This is a genomic window from Isobaculum melis (genome assembly GCF_900111355.1).
GTDB classification, from domain to species: domain Bacteria; phylum Bacillota; class Bacilli; order Lactobacillales; family Carnobacteriaceae; genus Isobaculum; species Isobaculum melis.
The window spans coordinates 66,854-91,634 of sequence record NZ_FOHA01000001.1; the positions used below are offsets into that span (position 1 = coordinate 66,854).

Annotated in this window: 33 protein-coding genes and 2 pseudogenes; 28 read left to right on the forward strand and 7 right to left on the reverse strand. The window is 32.5% G+C overall.

Annotation, left to right across the window (positions count from 1 at the left end; translation table 11 throughout):
• Positions 1-315: 315 nt before the first annotated feature.
• Positions 316-630 (reverse strand): hypothetical protein, encoded by a 315-nt coding sequence (locus tag BMW29_RS00345; protein WP_092649231.1) that lies wholly within the window; start codon positions 628-630, stop codon positions 316-318.
• A 134-nt stretch (positions 631-764) separates the two neighbouring features.
• On the opposite strand from BMW29_RS00345, the gene BMW29_RS00350 reads away from it, so the two are divergent.
• The 12 genes and pseudogenes from BMW29_RS00350 (at position 765) to BMW29_RS00390 (ending at position 6,714) form a co-directional block, all read left to right on the forward strand.
• On the forward strand, positions 765-983 hold the full coding sequence (locus BMW29_RS00350; RefSeq protein WP_092649232.1) for a helix-turn-helix domain-containing protein: 219 nt from the start codon (positions 765-767) through the stop codon (positions 981-983).
• Positions 984-1,192: 209 nt separating this feature from the next.
• Positions 1,193-1,477, forward strand: coding sequence for a TIGR04197 family type VII secretion effector (locus BMW29_RS00355; protein WP_177165616.1), 285 nt, complete (start codon positions 1,193-1,195; stop codon positions 1,475-1,477).
• 17 nt (positions 1,478-1,494) lie between these two features.
• A complete protein-coding gene (locus BMW29_RS13930; RefSeq protein WP_177165617.1) occupies positions 1,495-1,644 on the forward strand; it encodes a hypothetical protein in 150 nt (49 codons plus the stop codon).
• 21 nt (positions 1,645-1,665) lie between these two features.
• Positions 1,666-1,848: pseudogene (locus BMW29_RS13935) on the forward strand (hypothetical protein); the annotation flags it as partial.
• Positions 1,849-3,183 (forward strand): LXG domain-containing protein, encoded by a 1,335-nt coding sequence (locus tag BMW29_RS00360; protein WP_092649234.1) that lies wholly within the window; start codon positions 1,849-1,851, stop codon positions 3,181-3,183. It abuts the pseudogene before it with no gap.
• A 10-nt stretch (positions 3,184-3,193) separates the two neighbouring features.
• A complete protein-coding gene (locus BMW29_RS00365; RefSeq protein ID WP_092649235.1) occupies positions 3,194-3,688 on the forward strand; it encodes a hypothetical protein in 495 nt (164 codons plus the stop codon).
• A 96-nt stretch (positions 3,689-3,784) separates the two neighbouring features.
• The gene (locus BMW29_RS00370) at positions 3,785-4,303 is read left to right on the forward strand and encodes a hypothetical protein (protein ID WP_092649236.1); all 519 of its coding nucleotides are present in this window, start codon (positions 3,785-3,787) and stop codon (positions 4,301-4,303) included.
• Positions 4,304-4,387: 84 nt separating this feature from the next.
• Positions 4,388-4,609 (forward strand): hypothetical protein, encoded by a 222-nt coding sequence (locus tag BMW29_RS00375; RefSeq protein WP_143047315.1) that lies wholly within the window; start codon positions 4,388-4,390, stop codon positions 4,607-4,609.
• A 10-nt stretch (positions 4,610-4,619) separates the two neighbouring features.
• Positions 4,620-5,135: a hypothetical protein gene (locus tag BMW29_RS00380; RefSeq protein ID WP_092649238.1), complete on the forward strand. Its 516-nt coding sequence runs from the start codon at positions 4,620-4,622 to the stop codon at positions 5,133-5,135.
• Positions 5,136-5,431: 296 nt separating this feature from the next.
• The gene (locus BMW29_RS00385; RefSeq protein WP_092649239.1) at positions 5,432-5,818 is read left to right on the forward strand and encodes a hypothetical protein; all 387 of its coding nucleotides are present in this window, start codon (positions 5,432-5,434) and stop codon (positions 5,816-5,818) included.
• Positions 5,819-6,101: 283 nt separating this feature from the next.
• A complete protein-coding gene (locus BMW29_RS13940; protein WP_177165619.1) occupies positions 6,102-6,251 on the forward strand; it encodes a hypothetical protein in 150 nt (49 codons plus the stop codon).
• Positions 6,252-6,309: 58 nt separating this feature from the next.
• Positions 6,310-6,714, forward strand: a complete 405-nt coding sequence (locus BMW29_RS00390) for a hypothetical protein (protein WP_143047316.1) — start codon at positions 6,310-6,312, stop codon at positions 6,712-6,714.
• 252 nt (positions 6,715-6,966) lie between these two features.
• Here BMW29_RS00390 and BMW29_RS00395 read toward each other — a convergent pair whose 3' ends face one another.
• The 3 genes from BMW29_RS00395 to BMW29_RS00405 form a co-directional block, all read right to left on the reverse strand.
• Positions 6,967-7,506 (reverse strand): DUF1697 domain-containing protein, encoded by a 540-nt coding sequence (locus BMW29_RS00395; protein WP_092649241.1) that lies wholly within the window; start codon positions 7,504-7,506, stop codon positions 6,967-6,969.
• A gap of 44 nt (positions 7,507-7,550) precedes the next feature.
• Positions 7,551-8,219: a CPBP family intramembrane glutamic endopeptidase gene (locus BMW29_RS00400; protein WP_092649242.1), complete on the reverse strand. Its 669-nt coding sequence runs from the start codon at positions 8,217-8,219 to the stop codon at positions 7,551-7,553.
• A 148-nt stretch (positions 8,220-8,367) separates the two neighbouring features.
• Positions 8,368-8,841 carry a GIY-YIG nuclease family protein gene (locus tag BMW29_RS00405; RefSeq protein WP_177165620.1) on the reverse strand — a complete coding sequence of 158 codons (474 nt, stop codon included), beginning with the start codon at positions 8,839-8,841 and terminating at the stop codon, positions 8,368-8,370.
• Between the two features lie 383 nt (positions 8,842-9,224).
• Between BMW29_RS00405 and BMW29_RS00410 the strand changes: the two genes are divergently transcribed.
• The 7 genes and pseudogenes from BMW29_RS00410 (at position 9,225) to BMW29_RS00435 (ending at position 12,505) form a co-directional block, all read left to right on the forward strand.
• Positions 9,225-9,893: a Pr6Pr family membrane protein gene (locus BMW29_RS00410; protein ID WP_092649244.1), complete on the forward strand. Its 669-nt coding sequence runs from the start codon at positions 9,225-9,227 to the stop codon at positions 9,891-9,893.
• A gap of 255 nt (positions 9,894-10,148) precedes the next feature.
• Positions 10,149-10,205, forward strand: a pseudogene (locus BMW29_RS14210) (helix-turn-helix domain-containing protein); the annotation flags it as partial.
• A 72-nt stretch (positions 10,206-10,277) separates the two neighbouring features.
• Positions 10,278-10,403 (forward strand): hypothetical protein, encoded by a 126-nt coding sequence (locus BMW29_RS14160; protein WP_281241478.1) that lies wholly within the window; start codon positions 10,278-10,280, stop codon positions 10,401-10,403.
• A gap of 12 nt (positions 10,404-10,415) precedes the next feature.
• Positions 10,416-10,757, forward strand: coding sequence for a family 1 glycosylhydrolase (locus BMW29_RS00420; RefSeq protein WP_092649246.1), 342 nt, complete (start codon positions 10,416-10,418; stop codon positions 10,755-10,757).
• 150 nt (positions 10,758-10,907) lie between these two features.
• Positions 10,908-11,123 (forward strand): hypothetical protein, encoded by a 216-nt coding sequence (locus tag BMW29_RS00425; RefSeq protein ID WP_092649247.1) that lies wholly within the window; start codon positions 10,908-10,910, stop codon positions 11,121-11,123.
• Between the two features lie 127 nt (positions 11,124-11,250).
• Complete coding sequence (locus BMW29_RS00430; protein WP_092649248.1) at positions 11,251-11,898, forward strand: RpiB/LacA/LacB family sugar-phosphate isomerase; 648 nt, start codon at positions 11,251-11,253, stop codon at positions 11,896-11,898.
• A 265-nt stretch (positions 11,899-12,163) separates the two neighbouring features.
• Complete coding sequence (locus tag BMW29_RS00435; protein WP_092649249.1) at positions 12,164-12,505, forward strand: carboxymuconolactone decarboxylase family protein; 342 nt, start codon at positions 12,164-12,166, stop codon at positions 12,503-12,505.
• A 66-nt stretch (positions 12,506-12,571) separates the two neighbouring features.
• On the opposite strand, the gene BMW29_RS00440 is transcribed toward BMW29_RS00435, so the two are convergent.
• Positions 12,572-14,317 (reverse strand): ABC transporter ATP-binding protein, encoded by a 1,746-nt coding sequence (locus BMW29_RS00440; protein WP_092649250.1) that lies wholly within the window; start codon positions 14,315-14,317, stop codon positions 12,572-12,574.
• The gene (locus BMW29_RS00445) at positions 14,310-16,070 is read right to left on the reverse strand and encodes an ABC transporter ATP-binding protein (protein ID WP_092649251.1); all 1,761 of its coding nucleotides are present in this window, start codon (positions 16,068-16,070) and stop codon (positions 14,310-14,312) included. Before BMW29_RS00445 ends, BMW29_RS00440 begins: the two co-directional genes overlap by 8 nt.
• A gap of 978 nt (positions 16,071-17,048) precedes the next feature.
• Between BMW29_RS00445 and BMW29_RS00450 the strand changes: the two genes are divergently transcribed.
• The gene (locus BMW29_RS00450) at positions 17,049-17,612 is read left to right on the forward strand and encodes a helix-turn-helix domain-containing protein (protein ID WP_092649252.1); all 564 of its coding nucleotides are present in this window, start codon (positions 17,049-17,051) and stop codon (positions 17,610-17,612) included.
• 82 nt (positions 17,613-17,694) lie between these two features.
• Positions 17,695-17,916, forward strand: coding sequence for a type II toxin-antitoxin system RelB family antitoxin (gene relB / locus BMW29_RS00455; protein ID WP_092649253.1), 222 nt, complete (start codon positions 17,695-17,697; stop codon positions 17,914-17,916).
• Positions 17,917-18,068: 152 nt separating this feature from the next.
• On the opposite strand, the gene BMW29_RS00460 is transcribed toward relB, so the two are convergent.
• Positions 18,069-19,337, reverse strand: a complete 1,269-nt coding sequence (locus tag BMW29_RS00460) for a RidA family protein (RefSeq protein ID WP_092649254.1) — start codon at positions 19,335-19,337, stop codon at positions 18,069-18,071.
• 385 nt (positions 19,338-19,722) lie between these two features.
• Between BMW29_RS00460 and BMW29_RS00465 the strand changes: the two genes are divergently transcribed.
• From BMW29_RS00465 to BMW29_RS00495, 7 genes are all read left to right on the forward strand, one after another.
• The gene (locus BMW29_RS00465) at positions 19,723-20,679 is read left to right on the forward strand and encodes a S41 family peptidase (RefSeq protein WP_092649255.1); all 957 of its coding nucleotides are present in this window, start codon (positions 19,723-19,725) and stop codon (positions 20,677-20,679) included.
• Between the two features lie 82 nt (positions 20,680-20,761).
• On the forward strand, positions 20,762-21,247 hold the full coding sequence (locus BMW29_RS00470) for a GNAT family N-acetyltransferase (RefSeq protein ID WP_092649256.1): 486 nt from the start codon (positions 20,762-20,764) through the stop codon (positions 21,245-21,247).
• A gap of 118 nt (positions 21,248-21,365) precedes the next feature.
• Positions 21,366-22,175, forward strand: a complete 810-nt coding sequence (locus tag BMW29_RS00475) for a MerR family transcriptional regulator (RefSeq protein WP_092649257.1) — start codon at positions 21,366-21,368, stop codon at positions 22,173-22,175.
• Positions 22,172-22,810: a GyrI-like domain-containing protein gene (locus tag BMW29_RS00480; RefSeq protein WP_092649258.1), complete on the forward strand. Its 639-nt coding sequence runs from the start codon at positions 22,172-22,174 to the stop codon at positions 22,808-22,810. Before BMW29_RS00475 ends, BMW29_RS00480 begins: the two co-directional genes overlap by 4 nt.
• A 124-nt stretch (positions 22,811-22,934) precedes the next feature.
• Positions 22,935-23,501 (forward strand): hypothetical protein, encoded by a 567-nt coding sequence (locus BMW29_RS00485; protein WP_092649259.1) that lies wholly within the window; start codon positions 22,935-22,937, stop codon positions 23,499-23,501.
• A gap of 95 nt (positions 23,502-23,596) precedes the next feature.
• On the forward strand, positions 23,597-24,145 hold the full coding sequence (locus BMW29_RS00490; protein ID WP_092649260.1) for a hypothetical protein: 549 nt from the start codon (positions 23,597-23,599) through the stop codon (positions 24,143-24,145).
• Positions 24,146-24,336: 191 nt separating this feature from the next.
• The gene (locus tag BMW29_RS00495; protein ID WP_092649261.1) at positions 24,337-24,732 is read left to right on the forward strand and encodes a hypothetical protein; all 396 of its coding nucleotides are present in this window, start codon (positions 24,337-24,339) and stop codon (positions 24,730-24,732) included.
• The last annotated feature ends 49 nt before the right edge of the window (positions 24,733-24,781 follow it).

The window sequence follows — 24,781 nt, forward strand, 5'->3', positions numbered from 1 at the left end:
GGAATAGTTCATAATTATTAGAAACTTTCAGATATACTTGGTTATATCTGGTTGTATAAAATGAAGAGTGCACGTAGCTGATTCTAGACAAGTTACCTACACTCTTTATTTTGTATTCCTAATTAATTAACAGGGTATAATTCTCTACATAATCTCAGCAATAAATTCCTAAAATAGCTTAATTGTAGTATATCCCTATTGATAAATATACTAGATGTAACTTGAACTGTTCCATAATGTACTTTCAAACTAAATTTATTTGATTAACACTTTAGTTGATTAGTCTACTATCATTTATTTGAAACTATCTAAATCTTATAGTTTAATTTTTTCTTTCTTACCTAAATTCTCAACTTTATTTTCCAACGCATCAATACTTATTAAAAATTGTTCATAAAATATATTAAATACTTTCGATTGTGCATGAAATTCTCTTATTACTTTCTTCTTATTCAAGGGCATAGTCTGATTATCAAAAAAACTTTTCATTAGGTTTAGTGTATCTTTCCAAGAAGCTAATTGCTCCAATTGATCTTTCAATTCATAAATATTTTGATACGTGATACTCTTAATTGGTTGTTTGTTTTTTAATAATAAGTTTTCTTTATTATGTAATGTTTTCTTTTCCATTAAAAATCCCTCCAATTATTGTTTAGTTTAAATTGCCTAATTATTTCTTAACTAGTAATTTAATTATATGCGTTTTTCGCATAGAAATCAATATGCAAAAAACGCATAGTGTAAAATTATTGTGAGGTGATTTTATGTACTATAGAATTCGTGGACTACGTGAGGATTTAGATTTGAACCAAGGGCAACTAGCTAAACTTTTAAATATTAGCCAGACTACTTATTCTCGCTATGAGACGGGAAATTTAGATATACCAAGTCAATCTCTCATTAAACTGGCTCAATATTATTCAACGAGTGTTGATTATTTATTGAATTTGACAGATTGTAAGGAACCTTATTCAAAGGCTTAATATTCAACAAATAAAAATATGGGTGGAACATAATCAGATTTTTTAATCTTATGTTCTATCCATATTTTTCTTTGGATTTAATTTATTTCTTTATGAGAAAAACTATTGTTTTACCAGAGTAATATCTTGAGTTTATACTGAAAATCAATTTTTTTATTCCAAAAATATGCTAAGATAAAGAAAATACATATAGAAATGAGTGAAACATGATGAGTTTCCAAAGTAACCTATCAACAGCGAGCACTATTGCAACGAATCTATCACAATCAACTCAGCCAATCGGTCAATTACCTGAAATTTCAACTGATACCGCAACGACACTTACTGGTAATGAAAAAGCCAAAGAAGCCATTGCAAAAAAGAACACCTTAACATCCTCCTTTTTATCCGCGATGAATCAAGATATTGCTAATATTCAAAGTGCCGCTAAGGATTTTGAAGTCATGAACGATCAAATAAAACAAGCCATCCAATTTGTCCCAACTTTAGACTAGCAGAATGGAGAAACCACATGAGTGAACTAACGACATATGAAGACATACAGAAAAAGCTAAATAGAGCAAGAGAAGATTGTTATCAATCGGAAGATGACATTCGCAGGTTAGATACCAAACAAGCAGCATATGATGATACTTTTCACCAAATCAATCGATTATTCTAAGAAACGGGTGAAACCTGGCAAGCAGGGGAAATGAGCATCATGCATCACGATGTTTCTCAAGATATTTATTATCAGCAGAAGCGCTTTGAAATGGAGAAAGAGCAAGAAAAAGAACAATTACAACAAAAAAGAAGAACTCTTTTAGAGCAAGAAGATGAATTGAATAACCAACTAAGAGAGGCATACAGAAAGGAATCAATTTAGATGAGTCTGAATATGTTTTTAAGTGAAGCAAATGGACAAAAAGAGTCAGTGGCTGTAAATTGTCGCGAAACGATTATTGGAATGGAGCGTATTCAACAAGCAATCCATCAATTTGTGCTAGAACCATCATTAACAGGTAAAACTTATGAAACGGCGAAAAATTATTTTTTAAATGGCTATCTCCCTGTGACAAAAGGATTTATTTTAGTCAGTGAAACAATGATGAATGCATGCGAAACGTTTGTTAGTCGCTATGAGAGTGAAGTGGACGTTAATAGTTTACAAGAAGATGTATTAGTTTCACAGATTGAACGCTATAATCAGCTTTCTTACAATTTAGAGAATATTGATGAGCCGGATGCTTATGTGAAAACAATGATAGTTAGCATGCAGGCTATGAAGCAAACAACTGAAAATAAGCTGAATAGATTAAGAGAATATGAAGTGACTTCATCTGCTATTTTTGATGAGCTTGAGCATTTATTAATTAATCTTGAATCCGGGGTTCGAATGCTCGCTGAAGGGAAAGCTTGGAATGCGTTTAGTGGGACCTATTCGTTAACAGGTTTGAATATGGAGTGGGCGACGAATCTGAATCAATCATGGAAAAATAGAGAAGAGAAACGGAATCAACATACGTATGAGATAAGAAGAGCACCGACTAAATATATGAATTATTATCAATTATTTGTAGATGGCGTTTTAGATGAAGAGGCAACAAAAGCATACAACGAATTATTGACGGAAAAAACATTAGATGATTTAAAAAATATATTGAATAGATCAAAAGAAGTCATTGATGCAGCTTCTTTTTTAATTGGTAACACGATTAAACTTGTTGGTGGGGCTACGACAGTTATTACTGGTATTGTTGGAACTGTTGGTGGTGTCACCGTTGTCACATTAGCAAGCGGAGGAACAGCTATTGTGGTAGATGGTGCAATAATTGCTACGGGATCAGCTGTAACAGCAGTTGGCGGTGTTTTAGTCACTGATGCTTGGGGACAATTACAAAACCCAGGGGATCATTATCAATTCTCAAATAATGGAAAGATTACTAGTAAGACGTTTGGTAAACCGATTGAAGCAACTATTGGTAATAAAAAACATAAGTTGCGTGTAGATGCTGAGCCTGATGGTAACAAGATTCAAATTCAATCAGGAAGTGGTAAAAATTCTCCTATCGATGACAGAATTCGTGTCGATAAAATAACTGACAAAGCAAGTATTGAAGGCTTAATTGATAATAGTATTAAGAAAAAACTCAGTAAGGGGAAATTAGATGAACTAATCAATAATATTTGGAAAGCTTTTGTGTGGCTAACAACAAAATAGGAGTGGGCAAATGAAAATATATATAGAACTAAAAAAATTAAAAAATACATTGGATTATCGGATTTTAGCTGAGAAAATGTGGTTTCCAGGTATGGAACTATCACATGTAGGGAATACAGAAACTTTTCAAGAAAGTTATGAACTAAGTTTGAAATGGGATAAATTCTTAGATTCTGAAGAATGGAATAAAAAGAATTCTGAATTTGATCCAGAAAATATAGCTGTAGAACCAATAAGAAATCAAACAATTTTATGTTGTGAAACAAAACATGTCAACATTCTTACTGTTGATAAACGCGCGTTATTTATCATGGTTAGTGAACTTGCCAAAGAGGTGGATGGTCTTATCAGCGAAGATGATATGGAAAATTGGATTACGGCTAATGACTTTGAGAAAAAACATCAAGCTATATTAAATTTAACCTTTGAAGAAGCCAATAATATTAGTTTAAAAGAAGATAGCGTATTAGCGGTTATTAATGAACCTTGGGAATCTGAAGTTTAATATGATATTTCTAATTGTACATTGTAAAAAATATTCGCAATAAATTCTTGAAGAGCGAAGTATTGTCTTAGCTAACAATAAAGAGAGTGTGAGAAAATGAGAATATATGTACAATTCAATAAGAAAGAAATAAATTTAAATTATAGAGAATTAGCAGAGAAAATGTGGTTTAAAACATATCAAGAAGAACCTTTAGAATTGTCTCATACTGGTAATTCAGAAACATTACAGGAAAATTATCGATTAGGTTTGAAGTGGGATAAAGGTCTAAATGATGAGCGGTGGCAAAGTAAAAAAACTTTATGGAAATATGAAGACATATCTGTGAACCCAATAAGAAATAATTCAATCTTATATTTTGAAACCAGACATATTTACCTGTTATCTGTGGATAAGCGTGCATTGTACATCATGGTTATCGCATTCGCTAAAGAAGTTGAAGGATTAATTAGTGAAGATGCTACTAAGACATGGGAAACCGTTGAAGAGTTTGAAAACAAGCACTATGATTTATTAAATCTCTCATTTGAAAAAAGTAATGAGATTAGTTTGGTAGAAGCTGATACTTTAGAAATGATTGAAGAGCCATGGGATAATGAAGTTGAGTACACATAAAGTTTATTTTGACGGAGAGTTGTTCAATCAAGTAATTCATTTGGTAAGCCTATAGAAGCAACCATTAATGGGAAAAAAATGAAGTTGAGAGTTGATGCAGAACCTGATGGTAATAAGATTCAAATTCAGTCAGGTAGCGGTAAAAAATCAATTCGAGATGATAGAATTGATGTAAATAAGATAACAGATAAAGCCAGTATTGATGGATTAATCCCTAAACAGGTAAAACGTGGATTAAGTAAAGGTAAGCTTGAAGAATTGATAAATAATATATGGAAAGCTTTTGTTTGGTTGAGAACAAATTAAGGAGAAAAAAATGAAAATATATATCAAATTAAATAAGACAGATAATATGAACTTAGGATATCGAAACTTGGCTGAAAAAATGTGGTTTGGAATATTTAATGGGAAAAAACTTGAACTATCTCATGGAGGAAATAATGAAACATTATGTGAAAACTTTTCCTTATCTTTAAAGTGGGACAAATGGTTAAATGATGAAAGATGGTCTCAGAAAAAATTTGATACTGAGTATATCATGTTGGACCCAATTAGAAACAAAACCATATTATATTTTAAAACAGATCATATAAATATTTTAACAGTTGATAAACGAGCGCTATACACAATGGTTATTGAAATTTCTAAGGAAGTAGAAGGCTTAATTAGTGAAGATAATATGGAAACTTGGATAACTGTTGAAGAGTTTATAAATAAACATCAAGAGGTGCTAAATCTTACTTTTGATGAGGCAAACAATATTAGCTTAAACGAGTCTGAAATATTAGAAGAGATTGAAGAACCTTGGAATAATGAAGTTGAATATATTTAAATCTTGTTGGTTTGATTGAGAAAACAATATAGTTATGAATATTTACTCATGGGGTTGTAATAGTGGCATGAAATATGGGCTGAAGAATAAATTAATGATGTTGGGGAATCTATTCATGGGTTGTGGGATGATTTCGTATCAATAGATTGAGGAGGATAGTATTTTTACTGTAAAAGAAGTTGGCTCTTCCTTTTGATTTTCTCAATGTTATTACTGGTACTTTTTTTCCTTAATAGAGGTAATTTAACGAGTACTAATCAAATGCAATACAAAATAAAAAAAGTGGAGGCGAAAAAATGAATTTAATCCATGATTATGAAATAACAACCTATCATATCAATTTTGAAAAAGAGACCTTAGTAATTGCTATTCAAAATCGCGAATATAAAAAGCAAATAGTATTTAAAGGATTCTTTGCCTACCAATTTGCAAAGGTCATACCATACAGTATCATACTCGATTTAGAAGAACACTCATTAGAGGATTTCTATAAATATAATCAATCCTTATTTGAACAAAAAGAAAAAGTAAATTGGCCTGTAAAATATCATTCGCCTCTGGAGTTAAGACAAATATTGGATGACAAAGAATTAAAATATTATAGTATTGCTGCTTCATATGGATTGAATGGCTGGGTATTAGCTAGAAATTGTGAAGTGGTTTCCATTGGAAATACAGTCTGATGATTGAGTTTCTATATCGATATCATTGGGATTGAAATAAAAAGTATCTAGAAAAAAAGAGGGTAATGATTATGAAATAAAAGGCTATAGTATTGATTTTGAAGAAAAAACAATAATCATTCATATAACAAATGATCTGTATCATAAAAAAATAGTCTTTAACGATGTTTTTACGTATCATTTTGTTGATGAAATGCCTTACAGTATTATTTGTGATTTGGAGGAAAGAAAATTAGAAAAATTTTTCTCTGAAAATCAGATATTATTAGAAGAGGGAGATAAAATGGGGTGGCCAATAATGATGGACTCCTTACAAGAATTAAAATCTGAAATTGAATCTAGTGATTTACATTATTATAATTTGTGTTCCTCTTATGGTATGAATGGTTGGGTACTATCGGAAAGTTATGAAGTGAAAACTATTGAGGTTTAGGGAAACATACTTGTTTTGGTGAAGGAACGCTTGAATATTTACATAAGCAATCAAGGGAATGGGATATAAAGAGAAAAGAGATGATTTTATGTATACTCATGATTATGAAATAATCAGTTACCAAGTTGATTTTGAAAAGGGAACGTTCATTTTTAATATAAAAGGAGAGCAAGGGCAGAAAAAACAAATCATATTTAAGGAGGTTCTTTCTTATCAATTTAAACATGAAATGCCTTACAGCATTATATTAGACTTGAAGGAATTACCTTTAGCATACTTTTTTAGTCAAAACAAAAAGGTATTAGAGGATAAAGAAAGATGGTCGATAAGATATAAATCACCTCTAGAATTAAAGACGAAAATTGAGTCTATGGGTTTGAAATATTATAATCTTTACGCATCTTATGGTATGAATGGCTGGATACTCGCTGAGAGTTGTGAATTGAGGGTTATTGAAGATTAAGCGCACAAGTTTTTTAGAAAATTTCTATTAAGTATTTCAATTGAAGATAAAAAGGGAGGTAGCTGATGAGTCAGTTATTTCCCTTTTACATAATGAATCATTTTATTCTTATAAGAATATATTTAAGCAAGCAATTTTCAGCATATATTGCAATATTATTAAAAATAAAGAAATGGTAAAGCAATTAGCCATAAAAAGAAGCTAAGATGTTCACAGTTTTAAACATCAACTTTTCACTCTCTATTCCATTCATTACATACCCGCTATTTTTCTAATAGTATTTGCTGTACGAATGGTCATCTTGTTACGCACATTTGAATTAGCGGTTTTTGACCACCAGTTTGTTTTTTGATAATCTTTTCGGCTAAAGGACCAGAAAACAGCCTTTTTATAATGTTCTACTTGTTCCAGCTCTGCTTTAGGGCTACCCATTTCATGATAAAATGCCTCATAAGATAGAGGGGACATAAGAAATATCAGATTATCATAAATCGCTTTATTGTCATTCCCCCACCAATCAGGTGCATGTTCCAGTAATTCTTGTAATGCTGCTTGTGAAACGATATGCACAGGTATGTCTAAATCAAATTTATCTTTGATCATGAATTGAATGTCATTAGAAAGTGCGTGTGCATCATCATCTGGACTAGAAAAAATGACATTACCACTATTAAGATGAGTGGCAACCTCTAACATGCCAAGTTCTGAAAATCCTATTTTTAATTCAGCCATTGCTATTTTGTTTTTCCCACCTACATTGATTCCTCTTAACAAAGCGATATATCGTTTCATCTAACATTTTCTCCTTTGAATTTTCAGGTTTATATGTACTATTTTTATGTGTAAAATAAAATAGCTAGTAAATCCCAATACATATGGAATACTATTGGAACTAATAAGTTTTTACTTTTAATAAAAGTGATGCTGAATATTATACTCAAAATCAGTATCTGCAAAAATTGACCTGAGATGATTACTTCAAGTAATACACCTTTATAAAGATAAACAGGAAAATGAATGGCTAAAAACAGAAGAGCATTAATAATGATAGCTAGTGTCGTGCTCATTTTGGTTAAAAAAGAATTCAATAGCCAACCTCGAAAAACCATTTCTTCAGTCATTCCAACAAGTAAAAAGGAGCCGATTAACTGATGTGGTTGGAAAGTATCTCTTACTGCTAAATTTCCATACTGTAACCATGATCCTCCTAATAAAAAAATTGTGAAAAGAATAAATAAAGGTAAATAATTGAGCCACTTTATTTTATTTGTGAACAGATCATCCAAAGAGACGTAAACATTATCATTATTTTTTTTAAGTAAATAAATACAAGGAACAATCCAAACCATAATTTTAAAAATTGAGCGAATGATTTCTCCTAGTGGTTCATTAAAAGTTGAAGTTATTGTTGGCTTTACAAACAGTTCATATACAGTCCAAATAAAGAAAAATAAAACAATATAAATAATCAGATAAAGAGTTGTTTTTTTATTATTTTTTGTCACATTCAGACCTCCTTTTCAAGATAGATTCATTATACACCAATTTTTTTATTTTAATTAGTTGCTTTTATTGATAATCAGAAGACATGGGCTATTCTTTTGGAAAACAGCTGAAATTGACAATAAATGTGGACTATCAAAAATTATAAATTTAATGAATATCTTTCATGATGTCTTTAACAATTTGATGCTTATTCTTTCCAGTTACCAAATATTCAGTCTTATTCACTTTTTCCAAAGGATACTTTTTTAACTCCTCATAATTTTTATGATTTAGGTTTAAAAGATCAAAGGTATCATCATCCCATTTATACAAATAACAACCGCCTCGATACTTAGCTTTATTTCCACCATCTCCATTCATTTTATCCGTGATGGATTTATTCTCTATTCTAGAAGTAATAGCATCTAGTTCAGCTAAGCTTTCCAAGCCTTCTAATCCTTTTATTTTATGTATTTCTTTAATCGCTTTAATTGTATGCTGTTTTAATGCCTCAGCAGATTTACAATTTCCTCCTAGATGATCTTGTAATCGTTTTTCTAATTGATAGGTTTTGCCAATATAAACTCTCTTTTCTGCATGAGGTCCTTCTATTTCTAACATGTATATGTAATAGGAACGCATATTATCCACCATCCTTTTTTCTTATTATACCAATGAAAATGAATCAATAAAAGAGTATAGTTACTTAAATGTTTTAAATAAATGAACAGGTTATTAAATCTATAGTTAGGATGATGCTTTCTCAATTAAATTATTTTCCTGGACAAGCTAGTTCGTTAAGTCTGTTTTGAAAATGAAGATTTACTGGACAAGCATGCTATGATACGATGATTAGTAATAAAGGAAGAAACAATGGAATTGATAGAGTTGTCTAAATGGATTGATAGGACTTGAATCACATGAAATGAATGACTGGATAGCAGTTGAGTATTCGGACAGAAACCATCTGATTTCTATTTTTTAAACAACGAAAAAATATTAATGTAAGAGGAATGGAGCTGACAATGATCGATAAAACAACCAAAATTAGTTTGAGTTATAAAATCATATTTTCTATCCTACTCATAACAGGTATCTTAGCACGAGCTGGTCTATTGGGAGGTAAATTACAATTACAGACATTTTATTCCTTTACATCTATCAGTAATATTTATATTCTGATGCTTACATTTATCGCTATACTAAGCTTTTTTACAGATAAAGAGTTAACTTCTAAAGGGAGATTGATAGGAGTTGTCATGATTTTAACAACTGGTATCATTTATCATTTTATTTTATTACCAGAAAAAATAATAGAGAACCCTCACTATCAGGTATTCACTTACGGGAACATCATTGCCCACTATTTTGCACCATGTGCGATGCTGTTAGATTGGTTATTATTTGATGGAAAAGGTAAAATTCCAAGAAAAGAACCACTAATTTGCGTGTCCATCCCAATTGTTTATTTTTCGATTACGAGTTTATATAGTTACACGAGTTCACTTGTGACTGGTAAAGAAGCCAACTATGTTTACTTTTTTATGGATTTTGATCAATTAGGAATAGACGGAGTATTTAAATGGTGTACCTTTATTTTATTAGCATTTATTGCTTTAGTTTACACTATTTATTTTCTTGATTATTCGATAGGAAGAATAGTAGAAAGTAATAAACCAACCAAACTTTCTTGAAAATAACTAAAATGGGAATGAAATAATGAAAAATTAAATACACTATGTTCGTCTTGATTGCCTGTTTTTTTAATTATTTTTATATCTTAAATACATAGAGACCTTATATAGCAAGGATTTCACAAAACATAGGTAGGTCATTTATCAACTTTCTCATATGATAAAAGGCAAAGAGGGTCTGAATATGTCTATTGGAAAAAACATCGCACAATACAGGGAAAAAATAATTGGACACAAAAACAATTAGCTGAATTAATGAATGTATCAGATAAGACCATCTCTAGTTGGGAAAATGAACGGACTGATCCTGATATCAACTCATTCATTCAATTAAGTGATTACCTAAGTCTCTCCTTAGATAAATTAATCAAGGAGGATATGGATATGGTAAAAAGAATTAATGAGAATTTAAAAGAGGGAAGAAAATGGAAATGGCTCATTATATTAACCTGTGCTTTTATTTCAGGATTTATATTATTGAATATTTCTTGGGTGATTTGGAGCAATTAGCGTCAAGCGGAATTGACTAATTTTCCAAACCTGTATGTAAAAAAAGGAGATTTATATGTATTCCTATCAGTATTTAAAACAAAGTATGCCATTTCTTATCTTCAATCTGAAGAAGATAAAAAAATCTTAAAAGAAGGAAAAGTCGACTTCTACTCATTTTCTTACGATTCAACAATATGTACAACCATAGACAAAAATGCAGAAAAATCAGGAAAAGGTAATCTGCAATTAGGCGTAGTAAATCCTCATCTGGAATATACCGAATGGGGATGGTCTAAAGATGGATTAGGTTTAAGATATTATTTAAATGAACGATATGGCAGATATGAGATGCCGAATTTGAAAAATGAGTAAAAACAGCTCATTCGTCTGTATTTTTTATTGAAAATAAGATGAAAACGTGTCATATTAATGGGAAGGTAGTTGTTTTTAATCCGTTATAAACCTTGACATATCAACGAAGTTAATTATAAAATTGCTCAATAACAAAATAGAGGTGATAAAATGAATGAGCTAGAAAAACGTATTCGACAGCTTGAAATTGAAAAGCTTGGCCTACAATTTCAAGTTTCCCTATTGATGGATAAACTCGGCGTAACGCTTCCTGAAATGAAAGATTTTGCAAGTAAATGTTTAGAAGAACTACCTGATTCTGAAGTGAATTCAGCTATTCATTTATATTTACAAGGATTGATTCAAGGAGATCCAAATCAGAAATGATGAGATAGAACCTTCAGTGATATCTTTTTTTTTAATATTTTCCTCAATTATTCAACTCTCTCTATTCAGAGCATTATTTTCTGATTTTTTGAAAGCAATAAAGTATTATTTTAAAGGAGGAAAGCAAATGAAAATAGGTGTCATACAGGCTACTTCACAAAAAGAGAAAAATGAATTATTGTTTCAAACCGTCCATACTGCAACTGAAGAAAGGGGCTTTGAAGTGCTTAACTTTGGTGTCTTTGCTGATGAAACTATCGAATATTCATATGTTGAAACAGCGCTACATATTTCTTTACTTTTAGCAAGTAAAGCCGTTGATTTTATTGTAACGGGTTGTTCATCAGGGCAAGGAATGATGCTTGCATGCAATGCACTTCCAAACGTCATTTGTGGCTATACACCAACTGCAACTGATGCCTACCTATTTGGTAGAATAAATGATGGGAATGCTGTTTCAATACCTCTTGGACTTGGTTTTGGTTGGGCAGGAGAGATCGAATTAAAGAATATCGCGAGTAATCTTTTTAGTGAACCGTTTGGTGTGGGCTATCCCGTCTCTGATTCACAGCGGAAAAGAGAAGATGCCTTGCTTGTAAAACAATTTTATGAAGTTTCTCAAAAAGATATCCTACAAATATTTCCTGAATTAGATACAAGTCTTTTGAACAAAGTGCTCTGTCGAAAAAATATCATCGATTATATCCTCTCAAATAGTCAACATCCCGAACTCATTCAATTAATTTGTAGACTGAGAGATAAAAGCCTTAAATAGTGACAACATTAAAAGTCATTTTTCTATTTGGTTAATATTTTCAATCATGGATTTCATGATTAGCTTTCTGATGGTTTACTACACTTTAGCGATGCCCACTAAAATCTAGTCGTTATTTAAGCGTGTTTTAAATAAACGCAATTTCAGATTGTTGTATGCTTATTATGTGCTGAATGATTTTAAGTTAAACTTCATCAAGAAACATTGACTAAACAAGATTGTTGGACTACACTTATTTATAGTAAGTATCAAAGGAGGATGTCTAATGATAAACTATCAAGAAGATTATAAAGATTTGGCTGCAACACAAAGTGCATTACATAAAAATGCTCCTGAAATGATGGGGAAATTCCGCGAAGTTGCTCAGGAAGCATTAAAAGAAAAACAGTTACCAACCAAGGTAAAAGAATTAATGGCTGTAGGAATCGCTGTTTCAATTCGTTGTGAGGACTGTATTTTAGGGCATGTACGTGATGCGATTAAAGCCGGAGCTACAATGGAAGAAATCACAGAAACCATTGAAGTGGCTATTTTAATGGGTGGTGGACCTTCAACCGCTTATGGTGCAAAGGCATTATCTCTTGCAGAGCATTTACTTGCTCAGTAAGTAGTGTAAATCAATAAAAAAGTGACTTATTCATTTGAATAGGTCACTTTTTTGTTGAAGCAATCATCATTTGACAATTGGTGTATCAAAAGTTTTTACTTCATACTCATACATTCGTTTAAATAGTTGATTATTTGCAAGTAACTCTTCTTTCGTTCCTTGCTCTGCAATTTTCCCATCTTTTAATACAATAATATGAGAAGCCGTTTCAATGGTTCGTAAGCGATGGGCAATGACTATTACTGTTTTCTGTTTAATTAAAGCAGATAATGCTGTTTGAACAGCTAATTCATTTTCTGAATCTAATGCTGAACTGGTTTCATCTAATAAGACAATGGGAGCATTTTTCAAAAAAGCTCGCGCAATTGAAATTCTTTGACGCTCCCCTCCAGATAAACGTGACCCATTTTCACCAATAAGCGTCTCATAGCCTGCTGGTGATTTTAGCGCAAATTCATCACATTGTGCTAATTTGGCTGCCTGTAAAACTTCTTCATCAGTTGCATTATTTCGACCTATGCGAATATTTTCTTTGATTGTTGTATTAAACAACGTCACATCTTGAAAAACAATCGCTATTTTTGTAAATAAATACTCTGTATCAATTGCTTGAATATTTTCATTTCCAATTGTGATTGACCCTTCAGTATAATCATATAATCTAGATAACAATTTAAATACAGTTGTTTTACCAGATCCTGATGGTCCTACCAGAGCCGTTACTTGACCCTCTTTGGCTTTAAAATTGATTCCTTCTATGACAGGTTTTTCTGGATGGTAGCCAAATGCTAAATGTTGAACCTGCACATCATAATGAGGGAAAACAGGTGTTGTTTCTCCTTCTTGAACGGATTCTTGATAAAGTTGATTGATGCGGTCAATCCTAATACGAACATAGCGAACCATTGATAGTTTTTCATAAAGCTCAATAATCACTGAATAAATACGACTTGTTGCGAGTAGGAAGACAAATAGTTGAAATAAACTCAGCTCATCTTGTAACCACCAGTAGCCACCAAAAAGGATCACTAATCCCATCCCAGATTGTAGAATACCACTAATCAGCCCTTGTGAAATAGCTGTAGCCATTTCAGTTTTGATATGTGTCTTTTCCTGCTTTTCTAGCAGTGCATACAAGGCTTTTTTAGTTGTTTGTTTTTGATTAAGAAAACGAATTTCTTTGACTTTTTCAATCGTTTCTTGAAACTCTTCGCTTTGTTCTGTTAGTAATGAAAAATAGTCTTTATGCGCTTTTTGCTCATAATAGAAGGATAATTTGTAGACTAAGAAAGAAAGGGGCACCACAATAAAACTAACAATAGCTAATGGCCAATGAGTCAGCGTTAACCCAATGCCTGCAACACATAAGAATGCAATGATACCATTGATTTGTGGCAGCGCATGGCTGAAAGCTCCTTCTAAGTCAGCCACATCATTTAAGACAATATTCGATAGCTCTGATACATCTTTTCTTGAATAAAAAGACAAAGGCAGAGTTCTCAATTTTTCTGCTAAGCGAATACGACTTGCTGCACTTTCAGTGTAAGTCGCCACATAGAGTGAGGTGTAACTAAAGTAATTACTTAATGCGATTAATATAAAAATAAGTAAGCCAAAAGCAAGATAGAAGTAGATACTTTTAAACGGTTTTCCTGTTGAAATAAAAGACAGCATATCACTCACAAATAAGAGGAAAAAACTGATAGGAAGCATTTCAACTATCGTATTAATAAATGATAAACACGAAGCTTGAAGATAATTTTTTGCCCCTTGCTTAGAAAGGGCAAATTGATGACTGATTCGATTAAGCATTATTTTTCCCCTCCTCTAAATTCCAATGTTTTGTTTGAACATATAAGGCTTGCATTTTTTCATAAATACCATGCTTTTCTAACAAGGAGTGATGTGTTCCTTTCTCCACAATTTCTCCTTCTTTTAACACAATAATTTGATCAGCATTTTCGATTAAAGACAATTTATGTGCAATCATTATGACTGTTTTATGTTGAATTAAACGGTCAAGCGCTAATTGAATTTTATACTCATTTTCAGGGTCAATCGAAGCACTGACTTCATCTAAAATAATAATGGGATCATCTTTTAAAAAGACACGACATATCGCTAATCGTTGTTGCTCTCCTCCTGAAAGATACACACCAGTAGAGCCAATTTTAGTGTCTAATCCTAGAGGAAGCTTATCAATAATTTCCAAACATTCGCTATCTTTCAAAGCCTTTTGAATGCGTTCTTTAGTAGCCATAGGATTGGCCATTTTGAGATTATCTAAAATAGATTTATTAAATAATTTTGTTTCTTGAAAAATATAACTCATATTGTCCATTAAGAACTCTTCATCAATCTTATTTAGAGGGACTCCTCCTATCTCAATGCGCCCATCATATCCTTCATACATTTTTGAAGCTAGCTTGGCTATGGTAGATTTTCCACTACCACTTCCTCCAACAATTGCCATTAGTGAGCCTTCTGGTACAACAAAGGAAAGCTTTTTAAGCACTGGTAATCCTTCTATGTAAGAGAAAGCAACATCCTTAAATGCAATATCATAAGTATGAAATTCGCTGCTTGCTTGCGTTACTGGTTCAGTCATCTCATAGGCTTCAAATAGACCATCTAAGCGATTAACCGCTTCAAATGCCATGGATGCATTTTTCCCAGTATAAAGAATCTTTAATAAAAAACTCACTAATTTGCTACTAAATATCATACAAAATATAAGATTCACAAAAAAAAGTGTGTCTAAGGGGCTCTGTTGTAAAAAAGGGTAAGCGACTAAAACTAAGATAACCCCTAAGGCATTTAACACAATTTGATTGGCGATAAATGGTTGTCTGACAGAGAAAGAGTATTTTAGTGCCCAATCAGAATAATCATTGATTGATTGGCGAAAATTTTTAAATGTATCTAGACTGGCATTAAATATTTTAATAACCTGCATACCTCTGACAAATTCTGTTGCCTCCGTTGTCATCCGTTCCAATGAGGTTAAATATTTTTGCATAGTTTCAACATTTCCCATCATTCTTTTAATACAAAGTAATGATAGTACCATCACTACAATCAATAGCAAAGCCAATTGCCAACTTAAGTAAAACATCACGCTCAGTATCAGAATTGGACTAATCACTGTATTGACTAAATCTGGCAGATTATGTGCAACAAAGGAATGGGTAATCGCTGCATTGTCATCAATTGTTTTGCGCACTTTACCTGATTCATTTGTATCAAAGAAATTCAGAGAAACATTTAACAATCTATTCATTCCTGTATTACGCATATTACGCTCTATTCTAAAACCAGCTAAGTGACTACACCAAAGAGACAAATAATACATCAATAACCCCAAGATAATACTGCTTAGTGCAATGAGTCCATAGAAAGTGACATCATATTCTTTTCCTCTTAAAAGAGAAAAAGAAATTAAGCGATAAACACTATAATAGGGAATAAACAATAAGAGTGTACTAAGTGCCGATAAAAAAATAGACCCATATAAAAATTTCCGATAATTACCTGTATAACTTATTAATTTTTTTAAATTCTCCATCTACTTCTACTCCTTTTTTTTAGTCTTGAATCAATAAAAATATCAGTAGGTTTATGGTTAATAAACCGCTGTTAACATGTGTCATTTCCATTTTTTGAATGCCTCAACTCCTTTGTAGATTATATTTGCTGGTTCATTAAAAAATAGTCACTGATTTGAAGAGGAAACAAACTTGTGATAGTTACCTGTTGCTGTTGTCTGGCCAATTCACTTAGATAATGCTGTTCCATTAATCTGTTTTAAAAGTGATAGGAGACAAGCATACAATTGTCCATTTTTTAACAAAAACTATTCCTTATTACTGCTGAATATATCTTATAAATCCAACCCAGACCTATAAATTTATTAAGGTTCTGATGATGCTTGTAACTCATTTTTAGGTTAACCTTAATAAAAGTTTCGTTCAACCTTATTTTGGTTATTCTCTCATATTTCATAGACCTTTGTAAAGAATAAATAAGTATGAGACGTATTTTTTAATGGAAATCATTCATGTAGGGTTACGTTTTTATTGAGAAAATAATAGCTATACATGTAACTAATTTATTTCATCTTGTAAAATAGCGCAAAAACTTGATAATGTTGAGCGAGCTATTTCATATTACTAGTAAATATATGACCGGAAAAAGTTAAACCTGGGATAAAATATTTGATCATGAGGATGCAGGGGTTGAGCGAGCAATTAGAATCATTGGGGAAGCAAATTTATCTTAAATATTGATTCAACTTTACATACGACTGCCATCTAAAAATAAAATCAGCGACTTACTCTTTTGGGAGCAGGTCGCTGATTTTATCGAATGCTGTGCTAAATAGACTTATGCAGAGTTGCATCATTTATCAAATGAAAGGCTGATATACCAATAATTGTAAGCATGTAAACTCAAGTATACAGCTACATTTCTATGGAAGTATGCTACAATAGACAGACAAAATAATCGCACCTACGTTAAGCTCAATTCAAGGGAGGTAGCAAAAATGAATTTTAGTAAGCAGTTAAAAATGTATCGAGAAAGAGAGGGTTATTCTCAAGAAGAATTGGCACAAAAAATTTATGTGACACGACAATCCATTTCTAAATGGGAAAATGATCATACTTATCCTGATATCCACAATTTAATTGCGCTAAGTACACTTTTTGATGTTACCTTAGATGAATTGGTTAAGGGAGACGTGGAGAAAATGAAAAAAAGCATTGATAGAGAAAAAATGGATAAGCTCACTTGGAGGATGCTGATATTTATGATATTAACAGCGGTCTCTATTGTCCCTTTTGTAGAGAAGTGGGGCTGGTATGGCTTCGGCATTTCTATGGGATTTTGGGCGATTGCAATGATTGCTGCGCTAAAAATTGAGAAGATGAAAAAAGACAAGGATATTAAAACTTATGCTGAGATTGTTGCTTTTGTGGAAGGGAATGATATTGAAGCCGTCAGAAAAAAAAGAGATTTTTTGAATAAAGTAATCATTGTTTTAGTCTTTTCATTTGTATTTAGTGTGATTACTATCATTAGTAAGTTTGTATGGTTATTGCTTTCATAAGCTTGCATATTTGAAAGCTAGTTCAACTCTAAATATAATGTTACTGAGGTACTAACAAATTTATCCACGGAGGTACAAGGAAATGCATACAATTAATTTTCAAGTATCAGAAGAAGAAAAATCTTTTATACTGGCAATGGCTGATTTAAATGGAATGACTATCTCTGAGCTAGTAAGAACAAAATTACTGGAAACATTGGAAGACCAAATGGATAAAGACATTTATAAAAAAGCGATGGAAAATCATGATACCTTGGATGAAAGTATTTCTCACGAAGAAATGAAAAGAGAACTAGGAGTGTGAGTAAAAAATTCTTGTTCGATAAAAAAAGATTGTAGCAGTATCAGATTATCCGCCAGAATTCCAAGCTGAGTTGGAAACACAGTATTCAAAAATAAAAATTCTTGGTAAAAGCCCGACAAATCGGTTTTTACCAAGAATTTTTTTATCTTCAATTAAACAATTGGAGGTGTTCCTTCAGCATTTCCTACAATCGCATCAATTTGGATTAAAGCACCCTGAGGTAACTCAGATACACCAACGATTCTTCTTGCAGGTGTACCAGTAGGGAAGAAAGTAGCGTAAGCTTCATCAACGGCATCTATATCTGCAATGTTTTTAAGAAAGATATTTACCTTAACAACATCCTCCATCACATGATCAACGCTTTCAACAATTGCTTTGATGTGTGCTAAGCATTGTGCAGCTTGCTCTTTCGCGCCACCAGCCACTAATTTACCAGTTGTTGCATCAATTGGTAATTGTGCTGAAATATGATTATAGTGAGAGAAAGCGACTGTTTGTGTTGCTAGTGCATCTTTTGGTGCTTTTTCTGTATTGTTAGCTTCAATAATTAGGCCATGTCTGTCTTCAATTGCTTGTGGCGGTGTACCATCTCCATGTGAAACCACAACTTCAATTTGAACAGCAGCGCCCATTGGTAAATCAGCCACAGCAACAACTGTTCGTGCTGGTACATAAGCAACTGTTCTTGCAATCGCTGAATCTGGGAAGAAGGTTGAATAGACTTTGTTGACTGCTTCAGTGTGTGATAGATCCTTAAGGAAAATTGTTACTTTTACAATATCATCAAAAGGAACATCAATACTTTCTAAAATCGCTTTGATATTTTTTAAGCACTGTCTTGTTTGTTGTTTGACACAGCCAACAACTAAGCGACCTGTTTTAGGATCAATCGGTAATTGTGCTGACAGGTTGTTATAATGTGAAAAAGAGACCGTTTGCGTTGACAATGGACTTGTTGGCGCATTTAATGTGTTATTTGTTAGTTTGATTAAATCACCTGCTTGTGGTGCATTTGGAATGGTTCCTTCTCCATTTGAAACAAGTGCTTCAACTTGGACTAAGGCACCCATTGGTAGCGCATCTACCGCAACAACGGTTCTTGAAGGGAGGTATGTAGGGAAGAATGTTTGGTAAACTTCATCTACAGCATCCACATCTTTGATATCCTTAACGAATAGAGTCACTCGAACAATATCGCTCATTACGTGATCAATGCTGTTAACAATTGCTTCAATATTTTTAAAGCATTGCTCAGCTTGCTCTTTCACGCCACCAGTCACTAATTTACCAGATGCTGGATCAATCGGTAATTGCGCTGATAGGTTGTTATAATGAGAAAAAGCCACTGTTTGTGAAGCAAGTGCCTGTTTTGGCGCTTTCTCTGTATTTCTTGCTAGTACTGCGTTATCGTTACTCATCGTTTTATTCCTCTTTTCTTTTAGATAGTTCTAACGTAGGAATTGTAAGCCTTTTCAAATCAGATGTCAACGCTTTCAAAAGAAAAATAACAGAATCTTAATGATTCTATATCCCTTCGATTTTATCTCTCAATCTTGGCTGGATAAAACCTGATTCTATCCTGGCTGGAGGGAATTTGCTGATAAACGGTTTCCCATTTCTGTTTTCGGTAGACCTCATATTGTTCAAATAAAAATGACAATAAAAAATTGATAATAGTAGTAGAAGTGCCTGTTTGAGCTGTTGCTTTGGCAAATAAGTTTATGATAAAATTTGACTGAATAGAATAAACGTTTTTCAAATAAATGAACTGAAAAATGATGATATGATTGAAGGAGTGATAAAATGAAAAAGCTTTGGAAATTTTTTATAGCAGCAATGGCTGTGATAATTGCTGGTGTTTTGTTTTTAGTTTATACATATGGACCAAATTACAATTTTTATTTATTCCCACCTTCACCAGAAAAATATGGACAATATGCCATTGAAAGAATGGATAGAGAAGGTCTCTATACGCAGTCAAAAGAATGGGCTGATACAAAAGAGGAAGTACTGAAAGAAATCAAAAAAGCTGATAGCTATGAAGAGGTTCTACCCTTGTTAGAAAAAGCAATTGGTGTAGCTGGAGGAAAGCATTCTTTTATTATGACAGAAAATGAATTAGAAGAAAGCAATAATGAGAATATTTTTCCAACATCGGAAGAAAAAGAGGGAGTTCTATATGTGAAGCTTCCTGCTTTTTCTGGAATGTTAAACAAAGATGAGGCACAAAAATATGTGGATATCTTATCTCAAGTAATCAATAAAAAAACGTATCACGGAATCATCATCGATTTGCAAGAGAATACTGGTGGGGATATGCATCCTATGATTACTGGTATTTCTAACTTAATTCCTGATGGACGACAGTTTTCGTTTATTGATAAACAGGACAGCAAAACAGATATAAATCTTGAAAATGGTCGATTAGCTGATGAATCGGATTCAGTAAAAAATGAGAAGACAGAAAAAATAAAAACTATACCGATAGCTGTCTTGATTAATGAAATGACTGCTAGCTCGGGTGAAATGACTGCACTTTGTTTTAAAGGCTTAGATAATGTTCAGTTTTTTGGAAAAAATTCTGCAGCTTACACAACTGTCAATACAAGTATCCCATTATATGACGGGACGTATTTACAATTAACAACTGCAAAAATTGAAGATCGTACAGGGAAAATTTACCAAAATGATTCTATTGTTCCTGATGTAGAAACTGAAAATGCTCGTAGTGAGGCAGAAAAATGGCTGACAGCTAGTTAAATATCGAGGGAAAGAAGATAAGGAAAAACTTATTCTTGGATTCATTCAGTAAAGAAAAATAATTGTGACTGGAGGCGATAGGGTGTACACCTATGAAAAAATAACAACTGAAAATAAAGCAAAGGCATTAGCCATTTATTTCCAGAATACAGCTTATTTTGCTCTGACAGATGAAAGTCCCACAAGCGAATCTTTAGAGAATGATTTAAAAATGCTACCAGACAGTGATCATAAGGTCAAAAAAGTATATAGATTAATCACAGATGCACAAAAAGCTATTGGAGTGATGGATCTTTTATTAAACTATCCAGAAGCTCACCAAGTTCATTTAGGGTTACTTTTAATTGGAGAAAAAAATAAAGGTCATGGTAGGAAAGTCTATCAAGAGGTGGCGCAGCAATTAGTTGAAGCAGGTTACACGCAAATTCAATTGGGTGTGCTGCAAAAAAATGGACAAGCATTCAAGTTTTGGACTGAACTTGACTTTGTAAAATTCAAAGAAACGACAGTGATGATCAATCAAAAAGAAGCAAAAATTACGATGATGCGTCAAGAGTTAAGCTATTAAGAACCTACAAAATGAAAAAAGCATAGATTCTGTTTCTAGGCTTTTTTATCTTGTTTTAAAATAGGGCTTGACTTTACACCGCGCTTTAACGTTTATACTCGATATAGGAGGTGAAAAAATGTATAAAATCAATGAATTTGCAAAAATAACAGGACTGCCAACAAGTACCTTACGTTATTATGATAAAGAAAATATTCTAAAGCCAACTTTACGACAAGAAAATAATAGTTATCGCTATTATTCGAAGGAAGAATATGAAAAGGCAAACTTCTTATCATTATTACGTAAACATCATTTCTCTATTTCAGAAATAAAAGACATTTTGATGACGATTTCTGATTTTGATGAGTTATCCTATTATTTAATTGAAAAGAGGCACCAGCTTAAATTAGAGATTGACCAAATTGAAGAGCAAATTCAATCATTAGATACATTCATTTCAGAGGTTCAATCTCAGCCATTACAACAGCAGTATACACACACTTTTGTAGAAATAGCACAGCAGCCGTATCTTTATAAGGAGTTTTCTGGTGAATATCATGAGATGGGGCGTGAGGTTGATGTGCTTTATTCGGCGGCTAAAGCTGATGCAAATGGTCCGTTATTTTTATTAGATGAAGCAATGGATGAGGAATGTGCTTATCAAATTGGACTTCCTGTAAAAAGAGAAATCAATGATCCTAATGTTCAGATGAGTACACTACCTAAACAAAAAGGCATTCAGGTGCAACATATAGGCGCTTATACCAATATAGGAGATGCCTATAAATATTTAATTGATTATGTCAATACACACCAATTACAAACAGAAGAACAATTTATCATCAGATTTATCAAGGGTCAAGGGAAGATATTCAAAGGAAATACCAATAAATATCTGACTGAAGTGATTTTATTATTAACAGATGAAAAGGGGCATGAAGGATGAAACATGAATGGAGAAAAGCAGAAAAAGAAACCTATTTACCAAAAGCTAAACCGACTTTAATTGAGGTACCAACTTACAGCTATTACACATTAACAGGAGAAGGAAATCCAAATGATGAAGACTTTGGTGAGGCTGTTGCTGCGCTATATGCGATGTCTTATGGTATTAAAATGATGCCTAAAAAAGGAATCACACCAGATGGTTATTTTGATTATACTGTGTATCCATTAGAAGGTTTATGGACACTTAAGGAAGAAGCTTTTAGTGATTTTAAAGAAGGAGATGGCTTTAATTTAGATGACTTAACTTATAAAATCATGATCCGTCAACCTGATTTTGTCACTGAAGCTTTAGCCTTAGAAAATATCAAAGCCGTTTCTGCTAAGAAGCCAAACATCAATAATGAGCGTGTCCAATTTGAAAGAATAACTGATGGAAGTAGTATTCAAATGTTGCATAAAGGTGCCTATAGTGAGGAAGAAGCAACCTTTGCAATCATGGATGCGTATTGCAAGGAGCAAGGGCTGCAACGAAATAGTCCTTATCATAGAGAAATTTATTTATCTGATCCAAGAAAAACAGTACCAGAAAAGCAGAAAACGGTTTTAAGATATCAAGTGAAAGCAATAGATTAAAGCATATGAGAAGCTGTAAACTCCAATGGAGCGACAGCTTTTTTATTTTCCAATAAAATTAGATAGACATATTGTAGTCTAAACTGTTAGAATAAAGAAAACAATATTTTGGAGGTACATAGCAATGCAGAATTTGAGTATGAAGGAATTAAAAGAAAATTTAGCAAGCAAAGGATTTCAGTTAACCCCCTATAGCGAAGAAGAGATTAACCAGGCAAAGGAATATTTTGGTCAACTTCCGGAAACATTGGTTGCTTATTATCAATTGATTGGAAAGGTTGATCTATCCAATAATCATGGTGCACATATTACAATAGTATCTCCTACAGAGCTTATCAAAATAAATGGTAAAGAAGGAGATTTTATCAAGATTGCAGATGAATATTGTGGGATGTTTGATGTCGCTATTAAAACAGAAAATCTCAACGAAGCAAATCCACAAGTTTATCTGAGTGGTGAAGTGGCCTACTATGTGATTGAAGATGATGAGGAAAAAGAAAATGAATTGAAAGAAGCGGGGCTACTATTTGCAGATGAAGACTTTATTTATCTGTCTGGACAAGTAAGAGAGTTATCTGAGGAAATGAAGACTCAGGAAGAGGATGAATCAGAAGATGTAAACTATTTAGAAGATTTATTAACTGCAATCAATTACTTTTTCCGTTATGAAGAGGCATTTTTAAATGATTAGAACTAGTTATTTGTAAAAAAGAATCTAGATAAGAGGATATTTTATTTTATCAAAAAACTTGATATAAAGTTCAGAATAGTTGGAGGTACATAACAATGCAGCATCTGAGCATGAGAGAATTAAAAGAAAATTTAGTGAGCAAAGGATTTCAGCTGACACCCTATAGTGAAGAAGAAATTAATGAGGCCATTGCTTATTTTGGACAGCTTCCAGAGACGCTAGTTGCTTATTATCAATTGATTGGAAGGATCGATTTCACAGATGTTGATGATGGCTATATTGAAATTATTTCACCAGCAGAGCTCATTAGCAGGAGTAGTGAAGAAAATTTGTTTATCAATATAGCAGATGAATATTGCTACTCATTTGAACTAGCAATAAAGAAAGAAAATCTCAATGAAGAGAGTCCAGAAGTTTATCTGGGTGGTGAAGTCGCTTATGGTATGACTGAGGGGAATGAACAAGCGTTAACAGATGCTGGTATATTATTTGCAAGTGAAGACTTTCGCTATATCTCTGGACATTTAAAAGGATTGTCAGATGTGCTGTGTATGTATGGTGTTAGTGAAGGGGAAGACATTAATTATTTGGAAGATTTATTGACCGCTATTAATTATTTTTTCCAATATCAAGAGGCAGTTTAAATCATTAAGAATGGCAATGAAAAATCAGATAAGCAGCTTAGGTTATGTTCGCTACTTATCTGATTTTTTTGTTGTACAATGACGACTAACAAAAATTAAAATACAGTCAAAACGGTATTTTTTTTTAAGTAAGATTTGGTATAATGAATGGATGAATACATAAAAAGTTAGAGAGAAATGGAGAGGAAATAATGGGGTTTGATGTGGAAGTCTATCAATTAAGGACAGATACCCAGTTAGCAAGGAAGCAAGAGCGAATAGCATGGTTCCATGCCTTCAATTCTGATCCTAATATTTCAGTTTTGGAAGAATTATTAAAAGTTTTTCCACCAGTGAAAATAGCTGATACAAAGTGGTGTGTTGAGGATTTTGATGGGATTTGTTCTTTAGAGAATGTCAAGAAAGCAAAGGCAATATTTAATAGAGACATGTGTCAAGCTGTAGAGACCAATATTCGCTATGAAAATGGCATAAAGGTCAGCTCAGAAATGAGTGATTTAAATTATCCATTTGAAAAAATAAGTCGCTTTTTAGATGAGATTATTAAGCATGCTAAAACGGAATATTTAGGCTTATATTGGGGTTAGCTATTTTTAAACAGATACAATAAATAAAAACAAGCAAGTTTCTCAAAAA

Coding starts and splice junctions, on each gene's coding strand:
- BMW29_RS00370 (WP_092649236.1), top strand. CDS start 3,785: ATGAGAATATATGTACAATTCAATAAGAAAGAAATAAATTTAAATTAT.
- BMW29_RS00430 (WP_092649248.1), top strand. CDS start 11,251: ATGAAAATAGGTGTCATACAGGCTACTTCACAAAAAGAGAAAAATGAA.
- BMW29_RS00360 (WP_092649234.1), top strand. CDS start 1,849: ATGAGTCTGAATATGTTTTTAAGTGAAGCAAATGGACAAAAAGAGTCA.
- BMW29_RS00495 (WP_092649261.1), top strand. CDS start 24,337: ATGGGGTTTGATGTGGAAGTCTATCAATTAAGGACAGATACCCAGTTA.
- BMW29_RS00435 (WP_092649249.1), top strand. CDS start 12,164: ATGATAAACTATCAAGAAGATTATAAAGATTTGGCTGCAACACAAAGT.
- BMW29_RS00355 (WP_177165616.1), top strand. CDS start 1,193: ATGAGTTTCCAAAGTAACCTATCAACAGCGAGCACTATTGCAACGAAT.
- BMW29_RS13940 (WP_177165619.1), top strand. CDS start 6,102: ATGGGGTGGCCAATAATGATGGACTCCTTACAAGAATTAAAATCTGAA.
- BMW29_RS00475 (WP_092649257.1), top strand. CDS start 21,366: ATGTATAAAATCAATGAATTTGCAAAAATAACAGGACTGCCAACAAGT.
- BMW29_RS00485 (WP_092649259.1), top strand. CDS start 22,935: ATGCAGAATTTGAGTATGAAGGAATTAAAAGAAAATTTAGCAAGCAAA.
- BMW29_RS13930 (WP_177165617.1), top strand. CDS start 1,495: ATGAGTGAACTAACGACATATGAAGACATACAGAAAAAGCTAAATAGA.
- BMW29_RS00365 (WP_092649235.1), top strand. CDS start 3,194: ATGAAAATATATATAGAACTAAAAAAATTAAAAAATACATTGGATTAT.
- BMW29_RS00425 (WP_092649247.1), top strand. CDS start 10,908: ATGAATGAGCTAGAAAAACGTATTCGACAGCTTGAAATTGAAAAGCTT.
- BMW29_RS00465 (WP_092649255.1), top strand. CDS start 19,723: ATGAAAAAGCTTTGGAAATTTTTTATAGCAGCAATGGCTGTGATAATT.
- BMW29_RS00380 (WP_092649238.1), top strand. CDS start 4,620: ATGAAAATATATATCAAATTAAATAAGACAGATAATATGAACTTAGGA.
- BMW29_RS00450 (WP_092649252.1), top strand. CDS start 17,049: ATGAATTTTAGTAAGCAGTTAAAAATGTATCGAGAAAGAGAGGGTTAT.
- BMW29_RS00445 (WP_092649251.1), bottom strand. CDS start 16,070: ATGGAGAATTTAAAAAAATTAATAAGTTATACAGGTAATTATCGGAAA.
- BMW29_RS00460 (WP_092649254.1), bottom strand. CDS start 19,337: ATGAGTAACGATAACGCAGTACTAGCAAGAAATACAGAGAAAGCGCCA.
- BMW29_RS00345 (WP_092649231.1), bottom strand. CDS start 630: ATGGAAAAGAAAACATTACATAATAAAGAAAACTTATTATTAAAAAAC.
- BMW29_RS00410 (WP_092649244.1), top strand. CDS start 9,225: ATGATCGATAAAACAACCAAAATTAGTTTGAGTTATAAAATCATATTT.
- BMW29_RS00480 (WP_092649258.1), top strand. CDS start 22,172: ATGAAACATGAATGGAGAAAAGCAGAAAAAGAAACCTATTTACCAAAA.
- BMW29_RS00350 (WP_092649232.1), top strand. CDS start 765: ATGTACTATAGAATTCGTGGACTACGTGAGGATTTAGATTTGAACCAA.
- BMW29_RS00395 (WP_092649241.1), bottom strand. CDS start 7,506: ATGAAACGATATATCGCTTTGTTAAGAGGAATCAATGTAGGTGGGAAA.
- BMW29_RS00385 (WP_092649239.1), top strand. CDS start 5,432: ATGAATTTAATCCATGATTATGAAATAACAACCTATCATATCAATTTT.
- BMW29_RS00490 (WP_092649260.1), top strand. CDS start 23,597: ATGCAGCATCTGAGCATGAGAGAATTAAAAGAAAATTTAGTGAGCAAA.
- BMW29_RS00405 (WP_177165620.1), bottom strand. CDS start 8,841: ATGCGTTCCTATTACATATACATGTTAGAAATAGAAGGACCTCATGCA.
- BMW29_RS00440 (WP_092649250.1), bottom strand. CDS start 14,317: ATGCTTAATCGAATCAGTCATCAATTTGCCCTTTCTAAGCAAGGGGCA.
- relB (WP_092649253.1), top strand. CDS start 17,695: ATGCATACAATTAATTTTCAAGTATCAGAAGAAGAAAAATCTTTTATA.
- BMW29_RS00390 (WP_143047316.1), top strand. CDS start 6,310: ATGGGATATAAAGAGAAAAGAGATGATTTTATGTATACTCATGATTAT.
- BMW29_RS14160 (WP_281241478.1), top strand. CDS start 10,278: ATGGTAAAAAGAATTAATGAGAATTTAAAAGAGGGAAGAAAATGGAAA.